Consider the following 25,105-nt stretch of genomic DNA (forward strand, 5'->3'; position numbering starts at 1 on the left):
ATGGCAGGTAATAGTATAGGGCAACTGTTCCGTGTAACGACTTGTGGTGAATCTCACGGCGTTGGCCTTATGGCCATCGTTGATGGTGTGCCACCGGGTATTGAATTAACTGAAGCTGATTTACAAAAAGATTTAGACCGACGTAAGCCGGGCACATCTAAATTTGCAACTCAGCGCAAAGAACCAGATGAAGTGGAAATTATTTCGGGTGTGTTTGAGGGTAAAACCACTGGCACTTCAATTGGTTTGCTCATTCGCAATACGGACCAAAAATCGAAAGATTATGGCAATATTGCACAAACCTTCCGCCCAGGTCATGCAGACTATACCTATACCCATAAGTATGGTTTCCGTGATTACCGTGGTGGTGGACGTTCAAGTGCACGTGAAACTGCAATGCGCGTGGCTGCTGGTGCGATTGCTAAAAAATTCTTGCTTGAAAAATTTGGTATTGAAATCCGTGGCCATGTAACACAAATTGGAACTGAAAAAGCTGAAAAATTGGATTGGAATGAAGTTCCAAATAATCCATTTTTCTGCGGTGATGCTGATGCAGTCCCTCGTTTCGAAGCTTTGGTAACATCGCTTCGTGAACAAGGTGCCAGCTGTGGCGCGAAACTTGAGATCATTGCGACTCAAGTGCCTGTAGGTTGGGGCGAACCTGTATTTGATCGATTAGATGCAGATATTGCCCATGCCATGATGTCTATTAATGCTGTAAAAGGTGTTGAAATTGGCGACGGTTTTGCTGTTGCTGAGCAATTTGGGCATGAAACACGTGATGAACTGACGACTGATGGTTTCTTGGCAAATCATGCCGGCGGTATTTTAGGTGGTATTTCAAGCGGTCAAGATATTCGTGTATCTATTGCTTTGAAACCAACAGCATCGATTACTACGCCTGGTAAAACCATTACGATTAATCGTGAAGACACAGATGTTTTAACTAAAGGTCGTCATGACCCTTGCGTGGGCGTTCGCGCTACACCTATTGCAGAAGCGATGCTTGCAATTGTGCTCATGGATCATTTCATGCGTCATAGAGCGCAAAATGCTGATGTAGTCGCACCATTTGAACCTATTTAAATATGCGCTTCTAAAAAACCAGACTTCGGTCTGGTTTTTTTAATTTAAATATAGATTAAAAATCAATTCACGATATATTGCTACTCAGTCGTATCAATAAAAATACTAAAAATCATTGTCTAATATAATTATATGCAGGCCCATAATGAATACATTTCGTCGTGCAGAATCGAACGATATTCAGAATTTAGTTGTTTTAATTAATCAAGCCTATCGTGAAAATCTTGGGCGGAGTTGGACCAATGAACAGCATATTATTCAAGGTCAGCGTATACAGCCACAACAGTTGGAAAGTTTATTAACTGATCCACATTTTGAATTATGGGTATGTGAAAAATCTACAGATGATCTTTCGAAACAACACAATATGCTTTTAGGTTGTATTGGCTTAACACATGACCAAGATGATGTAAGCCAGTTAGAAATAGGAACATTTGCGGTGCAACCAGACTATCAAAATCAGGGTTTAGGCCGTCAATTTTTAACGTTTATAGAGCAACATATCCATCAGAGGTATAGTGAAGTTCACACTATAAATATGTATGTATTAAATGTTCGTCACTCTTTGATTGCATTTTATGAACGAGCAGGCTATCAGCAGAGTGGATATACGGAAGTTTATCCTACGGATCTTGATGTGGGTATTCCTGCTGTAGAGGTTCATTTAATTCATTTACAAAAAAATCTCTTAGAATAAACCAGGTCTGTTTGATTCAATTTTAAAGATGAAATGATGATATATAAAAATAACAGTGAGCAAAAAAAAAGCGTATCCGAAGATACGCAAATGTCTGATTAAAAGACACAAAGTGGAGAGTTTTAAGCCGCTATTGGTTATTAGTAAGCACGACGGAATAAACGGAATGCATCAGATTGTTTATTTGGGCTAAGCATATCGCGTGTGATATCACCTTGGTTGGTACTAATCACTACTTGGATATTCTTGGCTTGATTGATTTGACTAAACAAATTACTCGGAACTTCGGCATTATTTGTAGACTCATAAATGCCTGAATTATTAATATTACGTGTAGTTGTTGCGCCAATGGTGCTAAATGAGCGCGTTTTACCATCTACAATAAAAGTAAATTCTTTTAAATCATACTGCTGTCGATCATATAAATGGAATGAAACATTGTATTGACCTTGATTTTTATTCCAATCAATATCTAGTTCAGGACAAACTTCATTGCTATTACAAGTTAATTGCCCACGAGTATTTACACGAGTAATGTCATTTTTAGAGTTATCAACATTGCTATCACCTTTAATCAGGGAAGCAGGGTTGTTATCTTTAGATTTGCCAGTTGGAATTGCAATACACCCAGAGAGTAAAGCTGTTACAAGTGCTAATCCTAGTAAATTTTTCATTTTGAGTTCCAAAACAATGTAATTTTTATAGAGCGATTATTTGAATCTATAAAAATAATCACATATTTTTTATAAAAAGTAAAATAAATCACACTTTTCAATAATAATTGTATTAATCAAATAACTAAATTGATGATTTATTAAATTTTATTAAATTTTATTAAATTATATCGTCGTAAATATGTTGATTTTTATGGCACTTTGGAGAGAATTGTGTTCAACATTGCCATATCAAAGCAGTATTTTTTGAGAGTTATTATATTATTTAAACTCTAAGTTTCTTATTTTATTGGATAAATTTATTTTTTCTTGATCTATTTTATATGCATTAGTGGTTTTTGAGAGCTGAGCCGGTGTTTTTTGTCCTAAAAAATATTGGATACGTTCACTATTTGCACCTGAAGGATGAGGGAATCCATCTAAAATTTGCCCTTCATTTAAATAGCCTAAGCTAGAAAGGTAATGTAAAACCTGCGCAACACTTAAACCCATGGGTATATATACAGCACTAGAGGAAAGTTGTTGAATCTCAGGGATCAAAAAACTATGAATATGTTGCTGTAAAAATTCATTTCTTAGCATATTAGGCGTAGAACCATTATAGTTTTGCCCTTTATTTAAAATGCAGTGTCTAAGTGCAGAAGTACTATGTAGCAAGTGTTGATTTTTTTCAAATAGTTGCTGTGAAGTTTCAATCCCAAGTTTATGTTGTAGCCCTACATAATCTAGCATTTGTACAATATTGCGGCGCATTGGGCCACGAAATGCGCTTTCTGCTTTTATCTTTTGCAACAACGTTGCAGGGGGAATATTGCTTTCTAAACCTGTTTTTGCGACCTCAATTGCATGTTGCCACTGGGCTTTACCTGGGCAAATCCCTACAAAGATCACTTGAGCCATTGAATTGATTGCTTCAAATGGGGCGTAATAGCTACTTAAATGACCTGATTGCCCAATTTTGAGATGATCTTGTAGATAAAGTTGCTCCAATGTATGGCTTCGAATGGTGCTGGCAAAATCAGAAAATTGGTCGTTTGAGATCATCGAATATAAAAGTATATTAGGTTGAGTCGTTAATTTATCGATTATTTGATTAAATAATCAAGGGCTTAGCATATTAAACTGGCCTTCTATACAAATAATGAACAAATTATGTGCTTTTAATACTTTTCGTTGGTACATAAATTGCTCATATTAAGATTACAAATTGCTGTAGGAGAGAAACGTAATATAGACGTTCGCCGAAGGAGCAAGGCCTCAGGAAACTCTCAGGCAAAAGGACTGCAGCAATTCAATATCTGGAGAGAAGCGAACAATAAAAAAGCGCTCACCGAAGGAGGAAGGTTTGTATGGCATGTGGCTGTATAAGCTGAAGCTCTCAGGTCGTCATCATCATGACGGAAGACAGATGAGGCACCCAATTTAAAGTGTAGAACATACATTTTAAGGAGGCATTATGTGTCATATTGCAGTCGTTGGAGCAGGTATTACTGGGGTAACAACAGCCTATGAGTTAGCCTTACTTGGCTATCATGTTACAGTGATAGATAAGCACTTATATCCAGCTATGGAAACTTCTTTTGCGAATGGAGGACAGCTTTCAGCTTGCAATGCAGAGGTTTGGAATCAAAAAGCTACAGTGCTTAAAGGCATAAAATGGATGTCACAAAAGTCTGCACCATTATTGCTTAATCCAAGTTTTAGTATTCATAAATATGCATGGCTGATGGAGTTTTTGGGGAATATTAAACACTATAAAGAAAATACCCAAGAGACGGTAAGGTTGGCACTTTTGGCTCGGCAACGTTTGTTTGAAATTGCAGAAAAAGAAAACATTGATTTCAACTTGGAAAAGCGAGGGATTCTACATTTTTATCATAATCAAGCAGATTATGATGTGGCGATTGGTGTGAATGACATGCTATGCCAAGGTGGTTTAGAACGCTATGCCGTAAGTAATGATGAAATCAAGCAGATTGAGCCAGCCTTAACTGGGGATTATTATGCGGGTTTTTATTGCCCAGGCGATGCCACAGGAGATATTCATAAATTTACCACTGGGCTGGCTGAGGTTACCCGTAAGCATGGTGTGAACTATAAATTTGGTTATGAAGTCACATCTATTCAGCATCATCAAAGTGGTGTGAGTTTAGCTTTAAAGGCGAGTGACGAAAATATGGAAGGCTCAGATGCTGAGCCAACGACATTAGAGTTTGATGCCTTGGTGGTATGTGGTGGTGTTGGAAGCTATCAATTGGCAGAAATGTTGGGTGACCGCGTAAACGTTTATCCAGTAAAGGGTTATTCCATTACCGTTGAACTGAGGGACGAAGCCAGCCAGAAACATGCACCTTGGGTAAGTTTACTTGATGAAAGTGCAAAAATTGTGACTTCTCGATTGGGCGCAGATCGCTTAAGAGTAGCGGGCACAGCAGAATTTAATGGTTATAATCGAGATATACGTTCTGATCGAATTCAGCCTCTGGTCGATTGGGTAAATCGTAATTTTGAACTCTCGACAGAGTTTTCTGTGCCATGGGCGGGGTTAAGACCGATGATGCCCAATATGATGCCAATCGTAAATCGAGGCAAGCGTGAAAGGGTGTTTTATAACACTGGGCATGGGCATTTGGGTTGGACGCTTTCAGCGGCAACGGCAGCCATGATTAGTCAGCAAGTGGCACATAGTCATCCTATTTAAATGCGCGATGAGACCTTTTAATTGAAATGAAGGGGATATAGAGGGATCTTGATTGCAAAACCATCTATATTTTTATAGCGATGGTAATGTGATGAGATCACTTTATATCCTTAATTTTTTCTAGGTGCAGAAGTTGCCTTTACATTAATCATAGAGGCGATAAATCCCTACGAATCGTTCACATCCTTGTTGTTTGCTCTGCACGGAAAGGATTGCTTTGCTGTAGCTGAACTGATATTTACAATCATGTTCATTGTCTAAAATATCGTTTTTTTGATCTGGTGTAGTATAGGCTAGAAAGGGGATGATTTGTGTTTCAGCACGATTATTGGGATTACGATAAGACAAGCCTTCAATTTTAATACGATCTTTACTGAGTTGATGAACTTTAAGCTGGGTGAATGGTTGTGCGAATGTCCCGTGTTCAAACTTTAAATAATGCTGTGTTAGGCTTTGATTGAGTGAAACAAAAATATTGAGATCATCAGCGCGTAGCTCAAATTGTTGCTTATAACAATCGATACTTTTACATTGTTGTAATCGATTTTGCCAAATGTACTGCGTATCTTGAATGATACTTAAAGGCGCATCAGTGACTAAACTGGCCGTTAGATATAAATTGTCAAGTTTTTCACGTTGTGTGCTAAATGCTTCAGAGCACACTTTTTTGAGCGATGTTGTAGCTGGTATGCATTGAATTGCTTCAGCAAATGCCATAGGCGTGCAAAAATAGCCAAGGATGATGGCTAATCTAAAGTTTTTGATGATTTTTTTATCAGTTTTCAACAGCATGATCGCTTATACTTTCATTACGTTGCGCTTGACCTAACTATAGCGAAATAGAAAGCGTGAATACAAGATTCCAATCGTTTATTTCTAAGGAAACATAAGGTGGTTGCACAAATTCGTATCGGTCAGGGCCTAGATGTACATGCCTTTGAAGAAGGTAGCTTTGTTACATTGGCAGGCGTTCAAATTCCACATACACATGGTTTAAAGGCACACTCAGATGGTGATGTTGTGCTTCATGCCTTGTGTGATGCATTGTTAGGTGCATTGGCACTTGGAGATATTGGTCAGCATTTTCCAGACACAGATCCAAACTTTAAAGGTGCGGATAGTCGTGTATTACTGAAACATGTCTATCAATTGATATTAGATCGTGGTTATGTACTGAATAATGCGGATATTACGGTCGCTTGCGAACGCCCAAAATTAGCCAAGCATAATTTGACTATGCGTCAAAGCATTGCAGATGTATTAAATGTAGATGTAACACAAATCAGCGTAAAGGCAACGACCACTGAACAGTTAGGTTTCACTGGTCGTCAAGAAGGGATTTTATCCACCGCAACGGTGTTAATTTCTCACGCAAAATGATCTGGATGGATCATTGAGTACTGTAACTCTTGGGTTGATTTTCGACCTTGGAGTTGCACAGTTACAGCATGAATGAGTCCTGTCCACGTTGCATTAGGTTCCCAAATTTGATGCAAATATTCCTGCGCAGTTGGCATATCAATATTCATATAAAATTGGCGATATAAATACATCAGGCAACTGGCGCTAAAATTATCTGTGCAATGAACCCACACCATTTGTTCTTGTACCAAATGATCAATCATATCCAGTACCAATAAACATTGTGCGTCAGAAGGCGTATCTAGTGAAATTGGAATTTGAATGTAGTTGAGTCCCAGATCTAAACACAAATGATCTTCTTGTGGTAGATGGTTTGGCGCATCACTCAGTGCAAGGTTGATTACAGTGGTTACACCATATTCTTTAATGTGTTTGAGTTCTGCTTCTGAAGGTTGTCCTGAGCTAAATAAATGTTCATGAACAAACTGGAAGTGATCAATTTGAGTCAAACTATTTTCAATATCATTCATACGCTGTATTTAAAGTTCTAATCCCTTTTTACTATAGAGTAAAAACGCCATCTTGACGATGGCGTTTTGGATGACTTAGCGGTTTGGGAGCAACTCTTTAAGGGCTGCATCCATTTCCAATAAGACTTTTTCGGTGGTATCCCAATCAATACAACCATCTGTAACGGATTTACCATACTCAAGATCGCATAAATTAGTTGGAATATCTTGGCGACCACCTTTTAAATGACTTTCAACCATAATACCTACGATTGATTTATTACCGTCTTGAATTTGTTCAGTAATATTTTTAAGTACTAAAGGCTGTAAGTACGGGTCTTTATTTGAGTTGGCATGGCTGGCATCAATCATGATTTTGCCACTTACTTTCGCTTTAGCTAAAGCAGCTTCTGCTTCCGCAACTGAACCTGCATCATAGTTTGGTTTACCATTACCACCACGCAATACTACATGTGCATAAGGGTTACCTTTGGTATTGATGACAGACACTTGACCATCTTCATTTAAGCCAAGGAAACTATGACCATGTTTTACGGATTGCATTGCATTGGTTGCCACAGTGAGGCCACCATCTGTACCGTTTTTAAAGCCTACAGGTGATGAAAGGCCAGATGACATTTCACGGTGAGTTTGGCTCTCAGTGGTACGTGCACCAATTGCAGACCAAGAAATTAAGTCTTGGTAATATTGTGGTGAGTTTGGATCGAGAGCTTCTGTAGCACAAGGTAAACCTTTTTCATTTAATTCGAGAAGTAATTGACGGCCTAAGCGTAAACCTTTCTCAATATTAAATGAGTCATTCATATCTGGGTCGTTGATTAAGCCTTTCCAACCGACTGTTGTACGTGGTTTTTCAAAATACACGCGCATCACGATATAAAGCGTATCTTTAACTTTTTCACTTAATACTTTAAGGCGATCTGCATATTCATGTGCCGCTTTAGTATCGTGAATAGAGCAAGGGCCAATCACCACAAATAAGCGTTTGTCTTGACCATCTAAAATATTACGAACAGTTTCACGGCCTTGTAACACGGTCTGATATGCTGTTTCAGTCAGTGGCAGTTCTGATTTTAATTGTGCTGGTGTTACGAGAGTCTGAATGCTTTTTACATTCACGTCATCGATATCGTTTTGGGTAATAGAATTTGACTGTAAAGTATTCATTGCCGTCACTGGTTGTTCATACAAAAAGGTTGTTTCATGAACTGAATATAACATGAATGTACAGCTTCATTGTTATAAAAAAGATCAATAGGTCGGTTAAAAAAAAGTGATGAATCGTATGAGAAATTTAAACATTCACAGTTTTAATTTCTGCATGCGATGTACTTTGAATCATCATCGCTGTTTCAGGTTTTGCTTTAACTGGATTGATCATAAAATTTACACCCAGTGCAAACAGGGTAATGCCCAAGATCTTACGAATCAGTTTTTCTGGTAAACGTGAACTAATAAGCGTACCTACGATAATCGCTGGGATTGAGCCACACAGCAACCAACCTAATAGATGGAAATCGACGTTGCCTGATGTCATGTGTCCCATACCTGCAACAAAAGTCAGTAAAACTGCATGAACAACGTCTGAGCCAATAATGCGAATCATGGGTAAATTTGGAAACATGAGCACTAAGGCCATAATACCAAATGCACCAGCACCTACAGATGAAAGTGTAACGAAGATACCGAGCACAATCCCCATAATGACAATATAAAGACGCTTATTTTTGGCTTGAAAATTGACATTTTCTAAATCGGAGGTCATATCGTCTTGGGTATTGGCCTGACGGAATTTATTAAAGAAACGTTCAATATGGCCACGAAACATAATAGATAGGCCAGTCAAAGTCAGCATAAAGCCAAGTACTGTTGTGAGTACAGCTTTATAGCTACTTGATTGACTTAAGTAGGTGTCGAGTACCCAGTGTGTTGCAAAAGATGCTGGAATACTACCAACAGCAAGCCAAATGACGATTGGCCATACAATATTAAGTTTTTTGGCATGTACTAAAGAGCCACAAAATTTTGAAATTGCGGCATAAAGTAAGTCTGTACCAATGGCAATGTGAGGTTCTATTCGAAATAGGCTGATTAAAATTGGAGTCATCAGTGAGCCACCGCCTACGCCAGTAATACCGACACAGAAACCAACTAAAACACCAGCCATAATAAATTCTAAAGGACCAAACATGTTTATATGCCATAATCAAAAAACGTGCTTATCTTATGACTTTTAAATATAAGCTGTTGTCTTGATTACTGATTTGCTTATGCAAAAAAAAGATAAAGCTACACGTGTAAAGCAAAAGGTCATTGGTAAAGCATTTATTTTGGAACTGAGTGAGACCGATGTCTTATTTTGAACCAAGAAGCCAGAGCCATATACAGCATATTTATGAGGAGAAGCATGCGGATGATGTGCGTGGATTGATACTGTGCTTGAAGCCACTGTTGCTGCTGTTGCGTTGTAGCATGGATGTGCCGCGCCGTAGCGGTGTGGTCAGTAACTAAACTCATCGCTTGAATAAAGACTTCTTTCTTTGAGCCTTTAGACAGCTGAAATGTTGTGCTGAGATAAATAAATTGCACGGATTGTATGTTGAGTTGCTGATGATGTGCTGCCGATTCACATAGTTGTTTGATTTCTGGTATTTGCCATGTACAACGTGCAAGGTATTTTTTATAGCCTTGTTGCAACACGATATTTTGTGTTTTCCCCAGATTGATTTGATTTTCAGGCTTTTTAAGCGCGAGATGTTCAATTTTTGTAGGCAACCACACGCTTGGTATGATTAAAAACGTGATTGCTTGAAGCAGAGCAGAAGCAATGACGAAGAGCGCAAAATACTTGAGTGTAAGTTGCCAGATTTGGCGTGCAGGCTGAATCAGCTCCTGATGTAACCATGTAGTTATTTTAGACAAAAGATTTCCTTTGTGCTCAATGAGATGGCGTATTGCGCTGTGCAACTTCATTTATAAAGAAATGTTTATGTTAGAATCAAGCACAATAATGATTTAGATAGACAAAGGATTAAATCTTGCAAAATCGGAAACTTAAAATTGGCATCGTTGTTGGGGAAGTGTCTGGCGATACCTTGGGCGCTAAACTAATCCGCCGTTTTCGTGAGCAAGGGATCGATGCAGAGTTTGAAGGCATTGGTGGCCCGCAAATGATTGCAGAAGGCTTTAAAAGTTATTATCCGATGGATATTTTATCGGTGATGGGGATTGTTGAAGTTTTAAAAGATATTAAAAAGTTATTTGCAGTTCGCGACGGTTTAGTCGAAACATGGAGTAAAAATCCTGTTGATGTTTTTATTGGCATTGACGCACCAGATTTTAATTTACGTTTATCTAAAAGTTTAAAGCAAAAGCAGCTACCGATTAAAACTGTGCAGTACGTTAGCCCTTCAGTGTGGGCATGGCGACAAGGGCGTGTGCATGGTATTAAAGCCAGCATTGATTTGGTGCTGTGCTTATTTCCATTTGAAAAAGCATTTTATAAAAAATGGGATGTGCCAGCCGCATTTGTGGGACATCCACTTGCTAGCCAATTGCCTTTACAAAACCCGATTGCCGAAGCTAAGGCAGAGTTGGGCTTAGCGCAAAATCAAAAGCATATTGCACTTTTGCCTGGGAGTCGTCGTGGTGAAATTGAGCGCTTAGGACCGTTGGTACTTGATGCTGCACAAATTTTAATGCACAAACACCCAGATTATGAGTTTTTAATTCCAGCGATTAATGATGCACGTAAACAGCAAATTGAAGCCTTACTAGAAAAATATCCAGCGCCTCTTAAAGCAAAAATTCATTTGTTGGAAAATACAGATACTGAATCTAAAATTGGTCGTCAGGTGATGAATGCATCAAATATTGTCGCTTTAGCCTCCGGGACAGCGACCTTAGAAGCAATGCTGCTACACCGACCAATGGTCACTTTCTATCAGTTAAATACTCTCACGTATTGGATCGCCAAGCTATTGGTTAAAATACCGTATTATTCACTGCCGAATATTATTGCGGGTAAAAAAGTCATTCAGGAATTGATTCAAAAAGATGCAACAGCAGCAAAACTAGCAACTGAAATTGAACGCTTGATGGATATAGAAACAGCACAAATTCAAGCAATGCAACATATTACGATGCATAAACAGCTTTTGTCTGGTAACAGTGAAGACCCTGTTGCTGCAATTTTATCGATGTTAGAAACTGCTTGATTAAGAGTGAGAAACTATACAAATTAGGATAGTCAGAAACATAAGAGTTTATAATGTACCAATTACATCCGAGTCTTAGGCTACAAAAATTATTTAAAGATCAGCCTTATCAAGGCTGTTGTCCTATTGATGCTAAATATTTGTTTATAGGTTTAGATGCAAACTATTCAGCGGATATTGAGAAACAGGATGTATTCCCATTTCTTCTTCAATATCACCAGAATGGAGTCGAGTTTTGGCGAAAATATAATATGCATCATCCATTCTTGCATAAAAATTATAAAGGTGATGGGAAAAAGTATCATCAATCATTTGCCAAAATTGGATTAACATGTGAACTTGCAAATGAAATTTCATTTATTGAATTGTTGCATGTACCGACTGTTGGTAGAAATATGCTAACAATTGATGATTTGAATGAGCAACATTTAGATTATATTAACTGTGCAATATTTTCGAATAAGAAAAAAGCAGTTTTTATTTCTAACTCAGTATTTATGTTAATGAGAAAAAGTAAAAAATTTAATTGGTTAAGTGATCCTAAATCAATCCATAGTCATCATTTGCAAGTCTTTTATGATGAAAATACTGTGGTTTATAAGCATTTTCATTTTTCTAATTATGGGAAATTTCAAGCACGAAAAGAAATCGAAGCTAAAGAAATTTATAATATTATTCAGTCAACTAGTTCATTATAACCTTGTGTGCTTTACTCTATACTGACTTGGCGTGAGTTCATAAGAGCGTTTAAAACTTTGGCTAAAAGCAGTTTCGGATGAATAGCCGACACGATGTGCAATTTGTTGTATAGATAAATCACCATGGCGTAAATGTTGTGATGCCAAGCGGAGTCGATGTTGCTGTAAATAAGCCAAAGGTGTTTCGCCAATAATTTGAGTGAATAAATTGGCAAATTTAGAGCGTGACATACAGCATTGTTCAGCCAAACTTTCTACTGTCCAAGCAAATTCAGGTTGCCCATGTATGGCAGCCAAAGCATTAGAAAGTTCAACATGTGTGAGGGCATTTAACCAATTTTGTGAATCACTTAACTGTGCAATGTGATCACGCACACATTCAATAAATAAAATACTCACCAAATGATCGAGAATTTTGTCACGACCAGGTCGAATTTGATTGGCCTCAACGGCAAGAAATTGTAAGCCAATCTGCAACCATTCTGGGGCTGTGCTACTTAAAATATGATGAATATGTAAATAGTGGGGCAGTGCATTAAATAAAGGCTTGGCCATAATACTGTCTACACGACCACGAATGGCTAAAATTAAACTTTCTTCATGTTTAGGGTGTTGTTCAGATTTAAGGTGAATGGTCTTTTGGTGCTTTTCATCAAAAAGTGGATGAATATCGGTAGCATCTTGAAATACTGCATTTTTGGATGCGGTACATAAGTGAGGAAGACCTGATGGGACTAAAAGTAAATCACCTGATTCGAGCATAATTTGCTTGTCTGCAATATGTAATACACATTGGCCGTGCATCATAATATAGGCCACCATTGCGCCATGCTCTTGATGCTGGAAGGCCCAATTATTTTGGGCTTTCAAATAGATATATTCAGAATGATTTAAATGTATATCATCGAAAATTTTACTTAAAGCGTCCATGTGCTTTGTTTTTCTTTCCTATTTCTTTTTGCTTTATCATCCAAACATAACAGAAAGAGTGTCTGTAGGTCATTATTTATCAAATTAAGCCAAAGACTTTGGCATAGGTTTTTTGGACGCTCAAGACTTTTGTTACGGCCTTATTTCTACAAAGATAAAGACAGTAAAAGAAATAAGGAAATTTGCCAGATGAATGCGCCTCTACAACTCACGTCAGAGAACACAATACTTCGTACAGGACGTCAACTCGACAAAAAAAGATTTGGTTGGTTACTTAGCCCAGGTTTACCTGTCATTGGGATGGGGATTGTGGCAGGTTATCATTTTGGTCCTAAAGCAACCAAAAAAGTGTTTGCACTGGGAGGACCTTTATTACTGCATGTGATTATTCCAACGATTGATGCTTTGGTTGGCTCAGATGACAACAATCCAAGTGATGAAGACATTAAGCAGTTGGTGCAAGACCCATATTATGACCGTATTGTAAAAGTATTTATTCCATTACAAATGGCTGCCAATGTGTTTGCTGGCTATGTGGTTACACGTAAAAATGTTTCTTTGCTGGATCAAGTCCTACTTGGGATTTCGATGGGAGCAATTAATGGTGTAGCTGTAAATACAGCACATGAACTTTGCCACCGTCCTAACAAAAAAGATCATTACTGGTCACATGCAACATTGATGCCTTTGGCGTATAACCACTTTCGTATTGAGCATCCGTATGGGCACCATAAACGTGCAGCGACGCCTGAAGATCCTGCTTCATCTAAAATGGGTGAAACCTTTTATGAATTTTGGCCACGAACTGTTTTTGGTGGCATAAAGTCGGCTGTTGAAATTGAAAGAAATCGTTTAAAACGTAAAGGCTTATCTTTCTTTAGTAAAGAAAATGAGTTATTTCATGGCTGGGCAATGAGTGCTGGCTTTCATGGCACAATGTTGTCTTTATTTGGTAAAAAAGTTGCGCCGTATTTGGCTACACAAGCATTTTATGGTGTTAGCCTATTTGAAGTGATTAACTATATTGAACATTATGGTTTGAAACGCACCCAAAAAGAAGAGGGCTCTTATGCTCGAACTATGCCTGAACATAGTTGGAATAATAACAACATTGTGACAAATTTATTTTTGTACCAATTGCAGCGTCATTCAGATCATCATGCTTATCCAACACGACCGTTCCAAGCCTTACGTCATTTTGATGAAGCGCCTGAGCTACCAAGTGGTTATGCAACTATGCTTATACCTGCATTGATTCCTTCTTTGTGGTTTAAGATGATGGATAAACGTGTCTATGACCATTATGAAGGGGATTTGACCAAGGCCAATATTCACCCAAAACGCCGTGATCGAATCTTCAAAAAGTTTGGCTTAAGCCTATCCTAAAACATTAATACGCTCTTAAAATTTCGATAAAACCCATACACAAGTATGGGTTTTATGTTTTTGAATAGGTTTAGATTTGGATCGGTCATTGTATGGAAGTTGTATCGGCATATAATAAGGCACTGTTTAAAAAGCATCAGAATATCTATGACTCCAGCAACTAAACTACTAAAAGCACAAAAAATTGAATTTTCTATTCATGAATATGAGCATGATCCAGATGCGAAAAGCTTTGGTTTAGAAGCTGCAGAAAAGCTTGGTTTACAGGTAGAAGAAGTGTTTAAAACGCTTATGGTTACCGATGAAAAAAACTATTTTGTGGCTGTGTTACCTGTGAATCATCAACTGAACTTAAAAAAAGTGGCTTCGGCTTTTGGCTGTAAAAAGCTTAAAATGGCAGACCCTAAAGATGCTGAACGACTCACGGGTTATTTGGTCGGGGGGATTAGTCCTGTTGGGCAAAAGAAAAGACTAAAAACAGTGATTGATGCAAGTGCTGAAACATTAGCTAAAATTTATGTGAGTGGCGGGAAGCGTGGTTTAGACATTGGCTTAAAACCGCAAGATTTAGCCAAAGTGTTGGGTGCAGACTTTGTCGATGTTTTAGATCAATAACAGCTTTATTCTCATACTTATGATATGCAGAGCACAATATGAACAATATTGTGCTTTTTTTACGAGGTTCATTTTTATTGTTATAAAAATATAATTATTACAAATAGATAAATTTTATTTATTTTTCTTATGGGGAGGGATTACGCTTAGAAAATGATAAAAACAATCGTAAATGAGAATATTATCATTTAGTCCCATGCCAATATTTCTAATACTTTTCAGCAGAAATATTCATATTAAAAAATAAATAACTAAAAAACAGTTTATTACAGCAAAAAATCGAATTTGTTAGCAAAAATTCACAAAAGTGCAAATGTTAACAATAATGATTATCATTAATATGTTTTTGAGCGTTGGCCAGCGCAGTCACAAAATTTGTGCATTAAAAGAAACATAAATATATGAAAGGCTCAAATTGAGTTTAAAAACAGAGGATATGGTCAGATGAAAGCGCTTGCTAGTCGCTTGGCGATGCAGCATCTTGTCAATGCATACTCACAAGAAACGGGTAAATCAATTTTACTCGAGAAGTATCAACAAAATTCATCTCAACTGACGTTTAGCCAAGGCTTGACGTTATTGGTATTGCCATTAGATGCAATACAGTCTCAGCTGTTGGTGCCGCTCTCCTATGTGAGTACAGTAGGACGTCATCGTATAGCTACGTTGCCCAAAGTAAGGAGTAAGGGGCAATTTCAAAATATGAGCTGTGTGGCTATGGTGGCCTTACTTTTAGAAGAGCTTGTAATGACATCACGTGTAGGTGATGCGCAAGAAGAAGTGCAACCCTGTCAAACAACACGTTTAGATCCTGCATCATTGTTGGAGCGTTGGATTGAAAGTCGAGATGCACTTACGCAGTTTTTAACCCTGCGTCAGCATGAATTTGACGATTTTATTCAGCTCGAACAAAGTTTTATAGAAACTGAACAGGCCTTAATTTTAGGACATAGCATGCATCCTGCACCCAAAAGTAGAGTGGGTTTTGTGCATGAAGACTGGACAAATTTCTCACCAGAAGCCAAGTCACAGACCCCAATGCATTATTGGTTGGTCGCACCAGACTATATTGCAGAAGGGAATGCTCTCAATACGTCTATTTCGAGTGAATTGAAACAGCATTTATACAAACATTTAAGTAATACAGATTATGCATGCTTAGAAAAATATCCACATTATAAATTATTGCCATTACATCCTTGGCAAGCACGCTATTTGCAGTGTAAGCCGTGGTTTAAGCAATTAAAGGCGCAAGATCAAATCATCGATTTAGGTGAGCGTGCTTGGGCATTTTCACCGACAACTTCAGTACGAACTTTGGCAAGTTTTGATGCGCCTTGGATGTTGAAGCCATCGTTATCTGTCATGATTACCAACTCGATCCGCGTGAATTTAGCCAAAGAATGCTACCGGGGCGAAATGACACATCAACTATGGCACAGTACTTTAGGGCAGAAAATATTAGCGCAATGCCCAACTTTAAAAGCATTGAATGATCCAGCTTGGATTGCACTAAAACAGCAAGATGAAATCATCAATGAAACGATCTGCATTTTTAGAGATCAGCCCTTTGATAAGACGCAACAAGTAAGCTGTATTGCATCCTTATGTCAGGATCATCCAAGCCAAGCACAAAATCGTTTTGACACGTTATTTGCCTATTTGCATCAGCAAAATCCAGCACAAGATCGAGGCCAAATTGCGCTGTATTGGTTCCAAAAGTTCCTCGATATTTCTTTAAAGCCGTTGATGCATGTGTATCACCAATATGGCATGGCATTTGAGTCACATCAGCAAAATGTGTTACTTGAACTGGAACATGGCTTACCTAAATATTTGTGGCTTCGCGACAATCAAGGTTTTTATTACATTCAAGAGCGGGCAAAGGAAGTACTATCGCTATTTCCAGATTTAGCCGATAAGGCCCACGCTGTAGGCTCGCAAGAATTTGTAGATGAACGTTTTAGTTATTATTTCTTTGGTAATACCTTATTTGGTTTGATTAATGCCATTGGTGCAACGGGGTGGATTAAGGAACAACAGCTATTAGATGAATTACAGCAGCGATTATTGGTTTTATTTGCGCAATATCCTGAAAGTAGCCTATTACATGTTTTGCTTTACCAAGAGACTCTACCGTACAAAGCGAATCTTTTAACGCGTTTACATGAGCTTGATGAGCTCATTGCACCTGTAGAACAACAGTCGGTGTATGTTCAATTGAACAATCCTTTGCAACTTAAACAAAAGGATGCACGCTATGCTTGATTTTATAGGAATTGGATTAGGGCCATTTAATTTAAGTTTGGCTAGCTTATTACAAGATAAAACCAATTTGAAATATCGCTTTTTTGAACAAAAAGCGCAGTTTGATTGGCATGCGGGGATGCAGTTATCAGATACCGTTTTGCAAGTACCATTTATGGCCGATTTGGTGTCGATGGTTGATCCGACCAGTCCTTATAGTTTTTTAAATTATTTAAAAGCACAGCAACGTTTATATAAGTTTTATTTTCTTGAACGTTCGCAAATTCCACGACGTGAATATAACCATTATTGCCAATGGGTCGCAGATCAGCTCAGCAATATTCAATATCAATCGAGTGTCAAAGCTATTTATGCCAAAGAGCATGGTTTTGAAGTTGTGGTCGAGCAAGATGGTGTATTACAACATTTTCTATGCCGTCATTTGGTGATTGGTTCAGGGAATGTACCTCATTTACCTGTGTGCTTGCAGAGCTTGCAACAACAGTATCCTGAACAATGTTTACACTCGGCTTCGTACCTCAGCCAGAGTGGTCAGCAGCGTAGTGGTAATGTGGTGGTGTTGGGTTCAGGTCAATCTGCTGCCGAAGTTTTTATGGACTTGTTTGATCAGCAGCATGCGCAAGAGCGTCAGCCAAGATCTACTCGTCAAGCATTGCCTTATAAGTTGCACTGGCTTACACGGTCTAATGGGTTTTTCCCAATGGAATATGCACCGCTTGGCTTGGAGCACTTTAGTCCAGATTATACCGAGCATTTTTATCAACTCAGTGCAGCGCAAAAAGCGGATCAATTGAAACAACAAGCATTGTTGTATAAGGGCATTAGTGCACAAACGATTCGTGAAATTTACCAAAAACTGTATCACCGCAGTATTGGTACACGAGAGCAAATGACGCACTTACATGCGCAATCACATTTAAAGCATGCAGAGTATGTGCAAGGCAAAATTCAATTGCATTTCCAACATACCGTCACAGAGCAACAGTTTGTTTTACAGGCTGATTGTGTTGTAGCAGCAACAGGTTATGTCAGTCCAGAATTTGAATTTTTAAGATACCTAAAACCCTTAATTCATACCGATGAACAAGGGCGTTGGAAAGTGCATCGTGACTACCGGTTGTCACATGATGCTCTAGGCGAAATTTACGTACAAAACCAAGAGTTGCATACACATGGTGTGGGTACACCCGACTTAGGTTTAGGTGCATGTCGCGCGGCCCATATTGCCAATCAATTAGTAGGATATGAGCTGTATGAAATGAGCGACCAAGCTCAGTGTTTTCAGCACTTTCGGCCTGAAAAAAACCCAGAGTTAAGTCTGGTGTCTACAGCGCATCAAACGGTGCCGATGCAGGAGCAATTTTGCATTCAAAAGTTGAACGATCAGACACAACGCTTTGAATTAAAAGGGCTAAAAACACAGAAAAATAATGTATTTGAGTATATATCATGAAATTTGCAAAGTTACAGATTGGTCAAAAAGAGTGGCGCCGTGCAGGCCAGCAATTAATAGAAATGGCGATTGCTGAATTTTTATATGAAGAAATGATGAGCGTCACGAAAATAGCACCAAGGACCTACCATTTGGTGTTAAACGGACAGGTTTATCAGTTTAAAGGTGAGCAATATTTGCTTGGGCATTGGCAGATTGAAACAGGTTCAGTTCGCGAGTTTTCAATCAATCAACCAGATGATCCTGATTTAAATACTGAGCCAGCATGGAATTTACATGCATTTATACAGGCTTTTGCCATTCAAGCGAATGTAAAGCCGTTTACTCAAGCCTATTTAATGAAAGAGATGAACAATACGTGGTTGGCAGAAGCGCATGTGATGCTTGAGCACCGTCTGCCAAGTACAGCGGTACTCACAGAGCCTCACTATAAAATTGAAGGTATGCTGCGCGGTCACCCTTGGTTAATTATGAGTAAGGGGCGTATGGGCTTTGGTTATGATGACTATGTGACCAGTGCCCCCGAGCTTTCACCACAAGTTAAAGTGCTGTGGTTGGCGGTTCACCGTGATTTAGCACAGTTTCGTGCAACAGCAGAATGGCAAGCCAGTCGTTTATATGAATATGAGTTGAGTGCATCTGAACGAAATCATTTTGAAGAGATCTTATTTCAGCGTGGTTTATCGACAGCAGATTATTTCCTCATTCCAGTACATGCATGGCAATGGCACCAATGGTTGGTGGCGACTTATGCTCATGAAATCGTGTCACAGCGCATAATTGAGTTGGATATTGGGCAAGACCAATATGTTCCGATGCAATCCATTCGAACTTTATGCAATATCAGTCAGCCTCAACGTCACTACGTCAAACTCCCTGTCAGTATTTTAAATACGGCGGTTTATCGTGGCTTACCATCGAAACGTAATTTAGCTGCGCCAGCACTCACGGCATGGTTAAAGCAAATTCAGCAACAAGATCCTGATTTAAAAGTTTCTGGTGTAGAGTTCTTGGGCGAAATTGCCACATTGACCATACAGCAGCCTTGCTATGACCAAATTGAAGGCGCGCCATATCAATTTAAAGAGTTATTTGGTTGTTTGTGGCGCGAAAGTGTAGACCCGTGCATTGGCGTAGGTCAGTCTGCGCTGTCTCAAGCTGCGCTTTTGCATCGTGATGCCAATGGTGAATCTATTTTAAAAGTGTTAATTGACGCTTCAGGTTTAAGTCCATTGCAATGGTTAAAGCGCTTTGCTGAAGTCAGTGTTCATCCATTGCTAATTTGTCTTTATAAATATGGTTTGGCTTTTTCACCACATGGTGAAAATACCATGCTGATTCACCGTCAGGGTGTACCTGAAAAAATGGTACTCAAAGACTTTATTGATGATGTGAATCTGGTGGATGAAGATTTTGCCGAGCTGGCCAATTTACCTGCTGAAGCACAAATATTACTGCGCCATAGTGCCTTAGAACTCAGTCATTTTATCTTCACAGGGCTGTTTATGGTGCATTACCGTTATATCTGTAATGTATTTTTGCAAGATTTTCCTTCGCACAGCGAACTTGAGTTTTGGCAAACCATATCTGATGTGATTGCTGCATTTCATCAGGCGCACCCTGAATGGGCTGAACGTATTGAAAAATTTGCAATGTTTAGACCTGAATACGACAAAATTTGCCTCAATCGCGTGCGTTTATTTACCACCAGTTATAACGATGAGGCAAAACGCCCAGTTCCAGTTTTTCTAGACCCAATTGCAAATCCTGTAAGCCCACAAACATTAGCGCAGTGGGCAACACAGATTACATCGAATAAAGCTCAACCATCTGTGTCAGCAAAGCAACAGCCAGCTATTTCATAACATTTAAGACATTTTTTAGGACGAAAATAATGACTACTTTATCGCGTCAACTGCCTGATTTTTATGAATACCATGAGAATGAGACGCAATTCTATTTACGACAAATGCGATATCCAGAAGATATGGCTTTGGTACATAAATGGATGCATGAGCCGCATGTCATTCCACAGTGGCAACTGAACAAATCTGAACTTGAGCTACAGGTCTATTATGAAAAAGCCTTGGCGGATGATCATCACCGAATATTGATTGTTGGTGTGAATGGGCAGGATGTGGGCTATACCGAAATTTATGAAGGTAAGCGCGACCGCTTGGGGCGCTATTACGACGGGGATGACACAGATTTAGGCTGGCATTTGTTATTTGGTGAAAAGTCTGCATTTGGTCAGGGATATTTAAGACCCGTGATGCGAATGTTGGGTTTTTATATCTTTGAACATGCACCATCCACAAAAATTGTGGGTGAGCCAGACCATACGGTGAAACCTTATGCAGTTGTAGTAGAAGAGCTTTGTTATGAGGCACAGCGATTAATTCCAATGCCTGAAAAAACCGCCATGCTGTATTACTGCTTCAAAGATAAGTTCTATCAAAAATTTGGCGGTTATTTGACTGCATCTCAGCAAGCTCAAAAGAAGATACAGCCTGTAGCGCAGACTGAGGCCATGTTATGAGCTATGCCTCCACACATATCCAAATTATGGACATGCGCTTTTCAGCGCATGTTTCTACCGAAGAGTTTGAGCTATGGCTGAGTCAGGTAGAGCGCTTTTTTCTAAAGCAACAACATTTTGTTTTGGTCATGCAAACTGAGCCTGTGACTGAGTTTCCAGAGCAATATAGACAGCTACAAGCCACATGGTACAAGCGCTATAAGCAAGATTTTTTCCAATACTGTTTGGGATTGGTACGCATTGCACAAGATCCAGCAGATCAGCAACGTTTAAATGCACCGTCTTTACATGCAGCATGGCGTGTACCGTATTACGTCACTTTAGACCGTACAGATGCGTTGCAATGGGCTGTTCAGAGGTGGCTATGTTAAATGCAAAACAACAAGCAACAGGTCAGGGGCTTACAGCATTGAGCTTGGGTATTGTGATTGTGTTGTATTTGGCTCATGCGCTACCCCTGTATTTTTATAATGTGGCGTTGCCTGCAATCTTGAGGCACCAAGGTGTCGATTTACGTTGGATTGGCATGCTGTCTTTGCTGTATCTGCCGTGGGCCTTTAAGTTTTTTTGGGCGCCATATATAGATCGCTTTTATATTCAAAAATTAGGCAAACGAAAAACATGGTTGTTTGTGACCCAAATTGCCTTAGTTTTAGGTGTATTGGCCTTGGCCATGACGCAATTTTCCTATGGTTTAGGGGTATTTGTCATCGTTGGGCTATGGATCTCCACCTTTGCTGCTACGCAAGACATTGCCATTGATGGTTATACCGTAGAAAGCTTTAAAGATGCCGATTACCGTTTTGGCAGTATGGCACAAAGTATTGGTGTTGCATTGGGGAGCATGATTGGTGGGGCTGCTACGCTTTGGCTGTATCAATACTATGGCTGGCAATATGCATTGACCAGTTTGGCTGTGTTGACGGCACTGACCATGCTAGCGATATTTTTTATACAAGAAAAATCTACAATATCGACAACTGCAGAAGCATTCGTTGACACCCGTCCTAGTTTAAAACGTGCTTTTAAACGCCCAGAAATATTGTGGGCTTTGGCCTTAATCTTGTGTTATCGCGTGGTAGAAGCACCAGCAATGGCCATGCTTAATCCGATGCTCATCGACCAACAATGGTCACTCTCACAAATTGGCGTATTGATGTCTGTGATTGGGGCGGGTGTGGGCTTGTTGGCGGCTGTCAGTGCTGCCTTCCTACTAAAAAAAATCCCCTCAACCCAATTACTCATTTGGGCTGCATGGTGTCGTACGGCGCTTTATGCCGTTATGGGCTTTGCCATTGTTTTAGGTTGGTTCCAGCAGTGGCATTTATTCTTGGCGCTTTGCGTTGTGCTGATGCTGGCCATTCGTTATATCGCCATGACAGCGCTGTATGCCTACTTCATGCAAAGCGCATCTAAAGCCCAAGCAGGCACAGATTTCACCATTTTAGTGTGCTTCGAATTGCTGGTGTATTTCATTGGCGGAGCTTTTTCAGGCTTTTTGGCCAAAGCACTTGGTTATGGTCATTTCTATTTGGTTTTGGCTATTGGATCTGTGCTTAGCGTGTTACTGAGCCAACTCATAATTTCACAAATAAAAAAACACAAACTTCGTCAAAAAAATACTGTGTCACACAGTGAGGAAAACCCATGAAACGCTTTTTTGTTCCAATGCAATTGACCTGCTTGAGTCTTGCTGTATGTACACAGCTATATGCTGCCGACATCAACAGTACGGAAAATACCTCAACTGAGCCCTCAACCACTAAAATGGAAACCATCGTGGTAACTGCAACACGTTCAGCCAAAAATATTGCTGATATTGCAGGAACGGTTTATAGCATTCCACGTCAAGAAATTGAAAAACAATCGAATGCGGGTAAAAGTACCTCAGACATCTTGGGCGTATTAATTCCATCTTTAACAGCAGGTTCAGGTACAACATCTAACTATGGCATGACCATGCGTGGCCGTGTCGTGCAATATATGATTGATGGCGTACCACAAACGGGTTATCGAGATTTATCACGTCAGTTAAACAGCATTAGCCCTGCCATGATTGAGCGTATTGAAGTGGTTTCAGGAGCCAGCAGTATTTATGGTTCAGGCGCAACTGGCGGTATTATTAATATTATTACGCGCCGTGGTGGTGATGAACCCTTAAGTTTTGAAACCAAATTAGGTGTGACTTCAGGCAATAATATTAAATCTGATGCCATGGCTTATGAAGTTTCACAAGTGATGAATTTTAATCAGGGCGATGTGAAAGGGACTTTAGGTGCAAGCTATGCCAAGCGTGGTGAATTTCAAGACAGTCATGGTAAGCGAATTGGCCCTGAAGTTGCACAGACCGATCGCCAAGACACAGATACGCTAGATTTAAATGGTCGCGTGTCTTGGAAAATTGCTGATGGGCAAAATTTAAGTTTTGGTGCAAATTATTTTCACGATGAACAAGACAGTGAATATGGGCCAGATTATGGGTCAAATTTAGCCGTTTTATTACAAGGGCAAACACCTTCCTTGCATGCTGTTAAAGGCTTACAGTTGGATGAACAACCTCTAACAGAGCGTTATGGCTTTAATACGCAATACGAAAATCAAGACTTTTTGGGCCACCATCTGAATGTAGAAGCATATTACCGCAATGAAGTTGCACGCTTTTATCCGTCTGTAAATAGTTTTGATCATCCTTCACTCAAAACCTTTTTGGTGAGTCAGTCGGAAAGTGAAATGGAGGTATTGGGGGCACGTGTTGCCTTACAAAAAGACTTTGATGTCGCAAATAAAACATTAGGCCTTACTTATGGTGTGGACTATGAAAATGAAAAAGACAGTGCAACTTTTCGCCGTTATGACCTCAATACTTTCCAGCAAAGTAATGGCCTAAACTTTAAAGCACAGGGCAAATATGGTTTTGGGCCAGATGTTGAAACCAGTAAAATTGGTGCTTTCGTACAAGCTCAAATGGATGTAACAGACCGAATTGGTGTACAAGCAGGCGTGCGTCAAGAATATGTAGAAAGTAAAGTTGCAGCTTCTACGCCGTATTCAGAACAAGTGGTCGCCAATGATGTGCCAGGCTATCAGGCCAAAACCCTCAATGGCGGTAAAATTGACCACGATGCAACCTTATTTAATTTGGGTGCGGTCTATCATTTAACAGACGAGCAACAGCTGTTTGCTAATTTTTCACAAGGGGCTAATTTACCCGATGTACAGCGTATGCTCCGTGATGTGCCTGCTGGTTTTGAGGTAAGCAACAAAAGTATTCAGCCAATTAAAGTCAATAGTTATGAAGTGGGATGGCGTAAACAGTCTGCAACAGGGTTAAATGCAGGGCTGTCGGCTTTTTATAATGACTCTAATAAATCGATTAAATTTGGACAGCCAAATTTTACCATTGATGTCGTTGATACGGATGAGCGCGTTTATGGCCTAGAAGGCAATATGAGTTATCAGTTACAGCCTGATTGGACAGTAGGGGGAACTCTGGCTTATACACGCGGCCAGTTTAAAAATACCACAGGTGCTTGGCAAGAACTGGACGCTATCCGTGTAGCTCCTTTAAAAGGGACAGTTTTTTCTGAATGGCAATTTGATCATGACATGAGCTTACGTGTGCAAGCACTTGCAGTAGGGGGGACAGATAAAGCGAAAAAAGATGCTGAAAAATATGGTTCACGTGCACCAGCAGAAATTAAAGGTTTTAGCACGATGGATGTGATTTTTAATACCAAAGCTGGGCCAGGTAACTTAGGTTTAGGTGTATATAATGTATGGAACAATGACTATAAATCTGTATATAGCCAGTCTGTATCTACGGTATATGGCCCAATTTCGAGCTTGCCTGCACAAGGGCGAACCTATGGTTTGAGTTATAGTTTGAAATATTAAAACTCACACAATCTTTCCGCTTTATGCAGTGCATCGTAAAAAGGTAGCGCAAGCT

General features: G+C 39.4%; 23 protein-coding genes and 1 riboswitch. Of the genes, 15 read left to right on the top strand and 8 right to left on the bottom strand.

The window, feature by feature from the left end:
- Both aroC and DYI81_RS03410 read left to right on the top strand, forming a co-directional pair.
- Entirely contained in the window at positions 1 to 1,086 is a 1,086-nt protein-coding gene (gene aroC / locus DYI81_RS03405; protein ID WP_117006714.1) for a chorismate synthase, read from the top strand.
- A 145-nt stretch (positions 1,087 to 1,231) separates the two neighbouring features.
- Complete coding sequence (locus DYI81_RS03410; RefSeq protein WP_117006715.1) at positions 1,232 to 1,783, top strand: GNAT family N-acetyltransferase; 552 nt, start codon at positions 1,232 to 1,234, stop codon at positions 1,781 to 1,783.
- 140 nt (positions 1,784 to 1,923) lie between these two features.
- On the opposite strand, the gene DYI81_RS03415 is transcribed toward DYI81_RS03410, so the two are convergent.
- Together DYI81_RS03415 and DYI81_RS03420 are read right to left on the bottom strand one after the other, a co-directional pair.
- A complete protein-coding gene (locus DYI81_RS03415; RefSeq protein ID WP_117006716.1) occupies positions 1,924 to 2,457 on the bottom strand; it encodes a hypothetical protein in 534 nt (177 codons plus the stop codon).
- 261 nt (positions 2,458 to 2,718) lie between these two features.
- A complete protein-coding gene (locus DYI81_RS03420) occupies positions 2,719 to 3,501 on the bottom strand; it encodes a hypothetical protein (protein WP_117006717.1) in 783 nt (260 codons plus the stop codon).
- A gap of 159 nt (positions 3,502 to 3,660) precedes the next feature.
- A riboswitch (glycine riboswitch) is annotated at positions 3,661 to 3,751 on the top strand.
- Positions 3,752 to 3,913: 162 nt separating this feature from the next.
- Between DYI81_RS03420 and DYI81_RS03425 the strand changes: the two genes are divergently transcribed.
- A complete protein-coding gene (locus DYI81_RS03425; RefSeq protein WP_106984957.1) occupies positions 3,914 to 5,158 on the top strand; it encodes a D-amino acid dehydrogenase in 1,245 nt (414 codons plus the stop codon).
- Between the two features lie 144 nt (positions 5,159 to 5,302).
- Here the strand turns inward: DYI81_RS03425 and DYI81_RS03430 are convergent, their stop codons facing one another.
- Positions 5,303 to 5,950 carry a hypothetical protein gene (locus DYI81_RS03430; protein ID WP_106984958.1) on the bottom strand — a complete coding sequence of 216 codons (648 nt, stop codon included), beginning with the start codon at positions 5,948 to 5,950 and terminating at the stop codon, positions 5,303 to 5,305.
- A 99-nt stretch (positions 5,951 to 6,049) separates the two neighbouring features.
- Here DYI81_RS03430 and ispF point away from each other — a divergent pair, with 99 nt between their 5' ends.
- Positions 6,050 to 6,538 carry a 2-C-methyl-D-erythritol 2,4-cyclodiphosphate synthase gene (gene ispF, locus DYI81_RS03435; protein ID WP_106984959.1) on the top strand — a complete coding sequence of 163 codons (489 nt, stop codon included), beginning with the start codon at positions 6,050 to 6,052 and terminating at the stop codon, positions 6,536 to 6,538.
- On the opposite strand, the gene DYI81_RS03440 is transcribed toward ispF, so the two are convergent.
- The 4 genes from DYI81_RS03440 to DYI81_RS03455 form a co-directional block, all read right to left on the bottom strand.
- Entirely contained in the window at positions 6,526 to 7,050 is a 525-nt protein-coding gene (locus DYI81_RS03440; RefSeq protein ID WP_106984960.1) for a protein tyrosine phosphatase family protein, read from the bottom strand. The two genes, ispF and DYI81_RS03440, sit on opposite strands and share 13 nt — an antisense overlap.
- Before the next feature lie 75 nt (positions 7,051 to 7,125).
- Positions 7,126 to 8,217, bottom strand: coding sequence for a 3-deoxy-7-phosphoheptulonate synthase (locus tag DYI81_RS03445; RefSeq protein WP_165382478.1), 1,092 nt, complete (start codon positions 8,215 to 8,217; stop codon positions 7,126 to 7,128).
- A 127-nt stretch (positions 8,218 to 8,344) separates the two neighbouring features.
- Positions 8,345 to 9,241 (bottom strand): sulfite exporter TauE/SafE family protein, encoded by an 897-nt coding sequence (locus DYI81_RS03450; protein ID WP_117006718.1) that lies wholly within the window; start codon positions 9,239 to 9,241, stop codon positions 8,345 to 8,347.
- Positions 9,242 to 9,375: 134 nt separating this feature from the next.
- Positions 9,376 to 9,972, bottom strand: coding sequence for a hypothetical protein (locus DYI81_RS03455; RefSeq protein WP_130125644.1), 597 nt, complete (start codon positions 9,970 to 9,972; stop codon positions 9,376 to 9,378).
- Between the two features lie 116 nt (positions 9,973 to 10,088).
- Between DYI81_RS03455 and lpxB the strand changes: the two genes are divergently transcribed.
- Both lpxB and DYI81_RS03465 read left to right on the top strand, forming a co-directional pair.
- Positions 10,089 to 11,267 carry a lipid-A-disaccharide synthase gene (gene lpxB / locus DYI81_RS03460; RefSeq protein WP_117006720.1) on the top strand — a complete coding sequence of 393 codons (1,179 nt, stop codon included), beginning with the start codon at positions 10,089 to 10,091 and terminating at the stop codon, positions 11,265 to 11,267.
- 53 nt (positions 11,268 to 11,320) lie between these two features.
- Positions 11,321 to 11,965, top strand: a complete 645-nt coding sequence (locus DYI81_RS03465; protein WP_117006721.1) for a hypothetical protein — start codon at positions 11,321 to 11,323, stop codon at positions 11,963 to 11,965.
- On the opposite strand, the gene DYI81_RS03470 is transcribed toward DYI81_RS03465, so the two are convergent.
- Complete coding sequence (locus DYI81_RS03470; RefSeq protein ID WP_117006722.1) at positions 11,960 to 12,895, bottom strand: AraC family transcriptional regulator; 936 nt, start codon at positions 12,893 to 12,895, stop codon at positions 11,960 to 11,962. The genes DYI81_RS03465 and DYI81_RS03470 overlap by 6 nt on opposite strands.
- Positions 12,896 to 13,084: 189 nt before the next feature.
- On the opposite strand from DYI81_RS03470, the gene DYI81_RS03475 reads away from it, so the two are divergent.
- The 9 genes from DYI81_RS03475 (at position 13,085) to DYI81_RS03515 (ending at position 25,050) form a co-directional block, all read left to right on the top strand.
- Positions 13,085 to 14,281 (top strand): alkane 1-monooxygenase, encoded by a 1,197-nt coding sequence (locus DYI81_RS03475; protein ID WP_117006723.1) that lies wholly within the window; start codon positions 13,085 to 13,087, stop codon positions 14,279 to 14,281.
- Between the two features lie 147 nt (positions 14,282 to 14,428).
- Complete coding sequence (gene ybaK, locus DYI81_RS03480) at positions 14,429 to 14,896, top strand: Cys-tRNA(Pro) deacylase (RefSeq protein WP_117006724.1); 468 nt, start codon at positions 14,429 to 14,431, stop codon at positions 14,894 to 14,896.
- A 444-nt stretch (positions 14,897 to 15,340) separates the two neighbouring features.
- On the top strand, positions 15,341 to 17,164 hold the full coding sequence (locus DYI81_RS03485) for an IucA/IucC family protein (protein ID WP_117006725.1): 1,824 nt from the start codon (positions 15,341 to 15,343) through the stop codon (positions 17,162 to 17,164).
- Entirely contained in the window at positions 17,157 to 18,617 is a 1,461-nt protein-coding gene (locus tag DYI81_RS03490) for a SidA/IucD/PvdA family monooxygenase (RefSeq protein ID WP_117006726.1), read from the top strand. Before DYI81_RS03485 ends, DYI81_RS03490 begins: the two co-directional genes overlap by 8 nt.
- Positions 18,614 to 20,482, top strand: coding sequence for an IucA/IucC family protein (locus DYI81_RS03495; RefSeq protein ID WP_117006727.1), 1,869 nt, complete (start codon positions 18,614 to 18,616; stop codon positions 20,480 to 20,482). Before DYI81_RS03490 ends, DYI81_RS03495 begins: the two co-directional genes overlap by 4 nt.
- 29 nt (positions 20,483 to 20,511) lie before the next feature.
- Positions 20,512 to 21,156, top strand: coding sequence for a GNAT family N-acetyltransferase (locus tag DYI81_RS03500; RefSeq protein WP_117006728.1), 645 nt, complete (start codon positions 20,512 to 20,514; stop codon positions 21,154 to 21,156).
- Positions 21,153 to 21,527, top strand: a complete 375-nt coding sequence (locus DYI81_RS03505) for a hypothetical protein (protein ID WP_106984973.1) — start codon at positions 21,153 to 21,155, stop codon at positions 21,525 to 21,527. The genes DYI81_RS03500 and DYI81_RS03505 overlap by 4 nt, the downstream gene beginning before the upstream one ends.
- Entirely contained in the window at positions 21,521 to 22,807 is a 1,287-nt protein-coding gene (locus tag DYI81_RS03510) for an MFS transporter (RefSeq protein WP_117006729.1), read from the top strand. The genes DYI81_RS03505 and DYI81_RS03510 overlap by 7 nt, the downstream gene beginning before the upstream one ends.
- A complete protein-coding gene (locus DYI81_RS03515; protein ID WP_117006730.1) occupies positions 22,804 to 25,050 on the top strand; it encodes a TonB-dependent receptor in 2,247 nt (748 codons plus the stop codon). The genes DYI81_RS03510 and DYI81_RS03515 overlap by 4 nt, the downstream gene beginning before the upstream one ends.
- Positions 25,051 to 25,105 lie beyond the last annotated feature (55 nt).

Source organism: Acinetobacter sp. SWAC5 (assembly GCF_003419885.1).
GTDB lineage: Bacteria > Pseudomonadota > Gammaproteobacteria > Pseudomonadales > Moraxellaceae > Acinetobacter > Acinetobacter cumulans.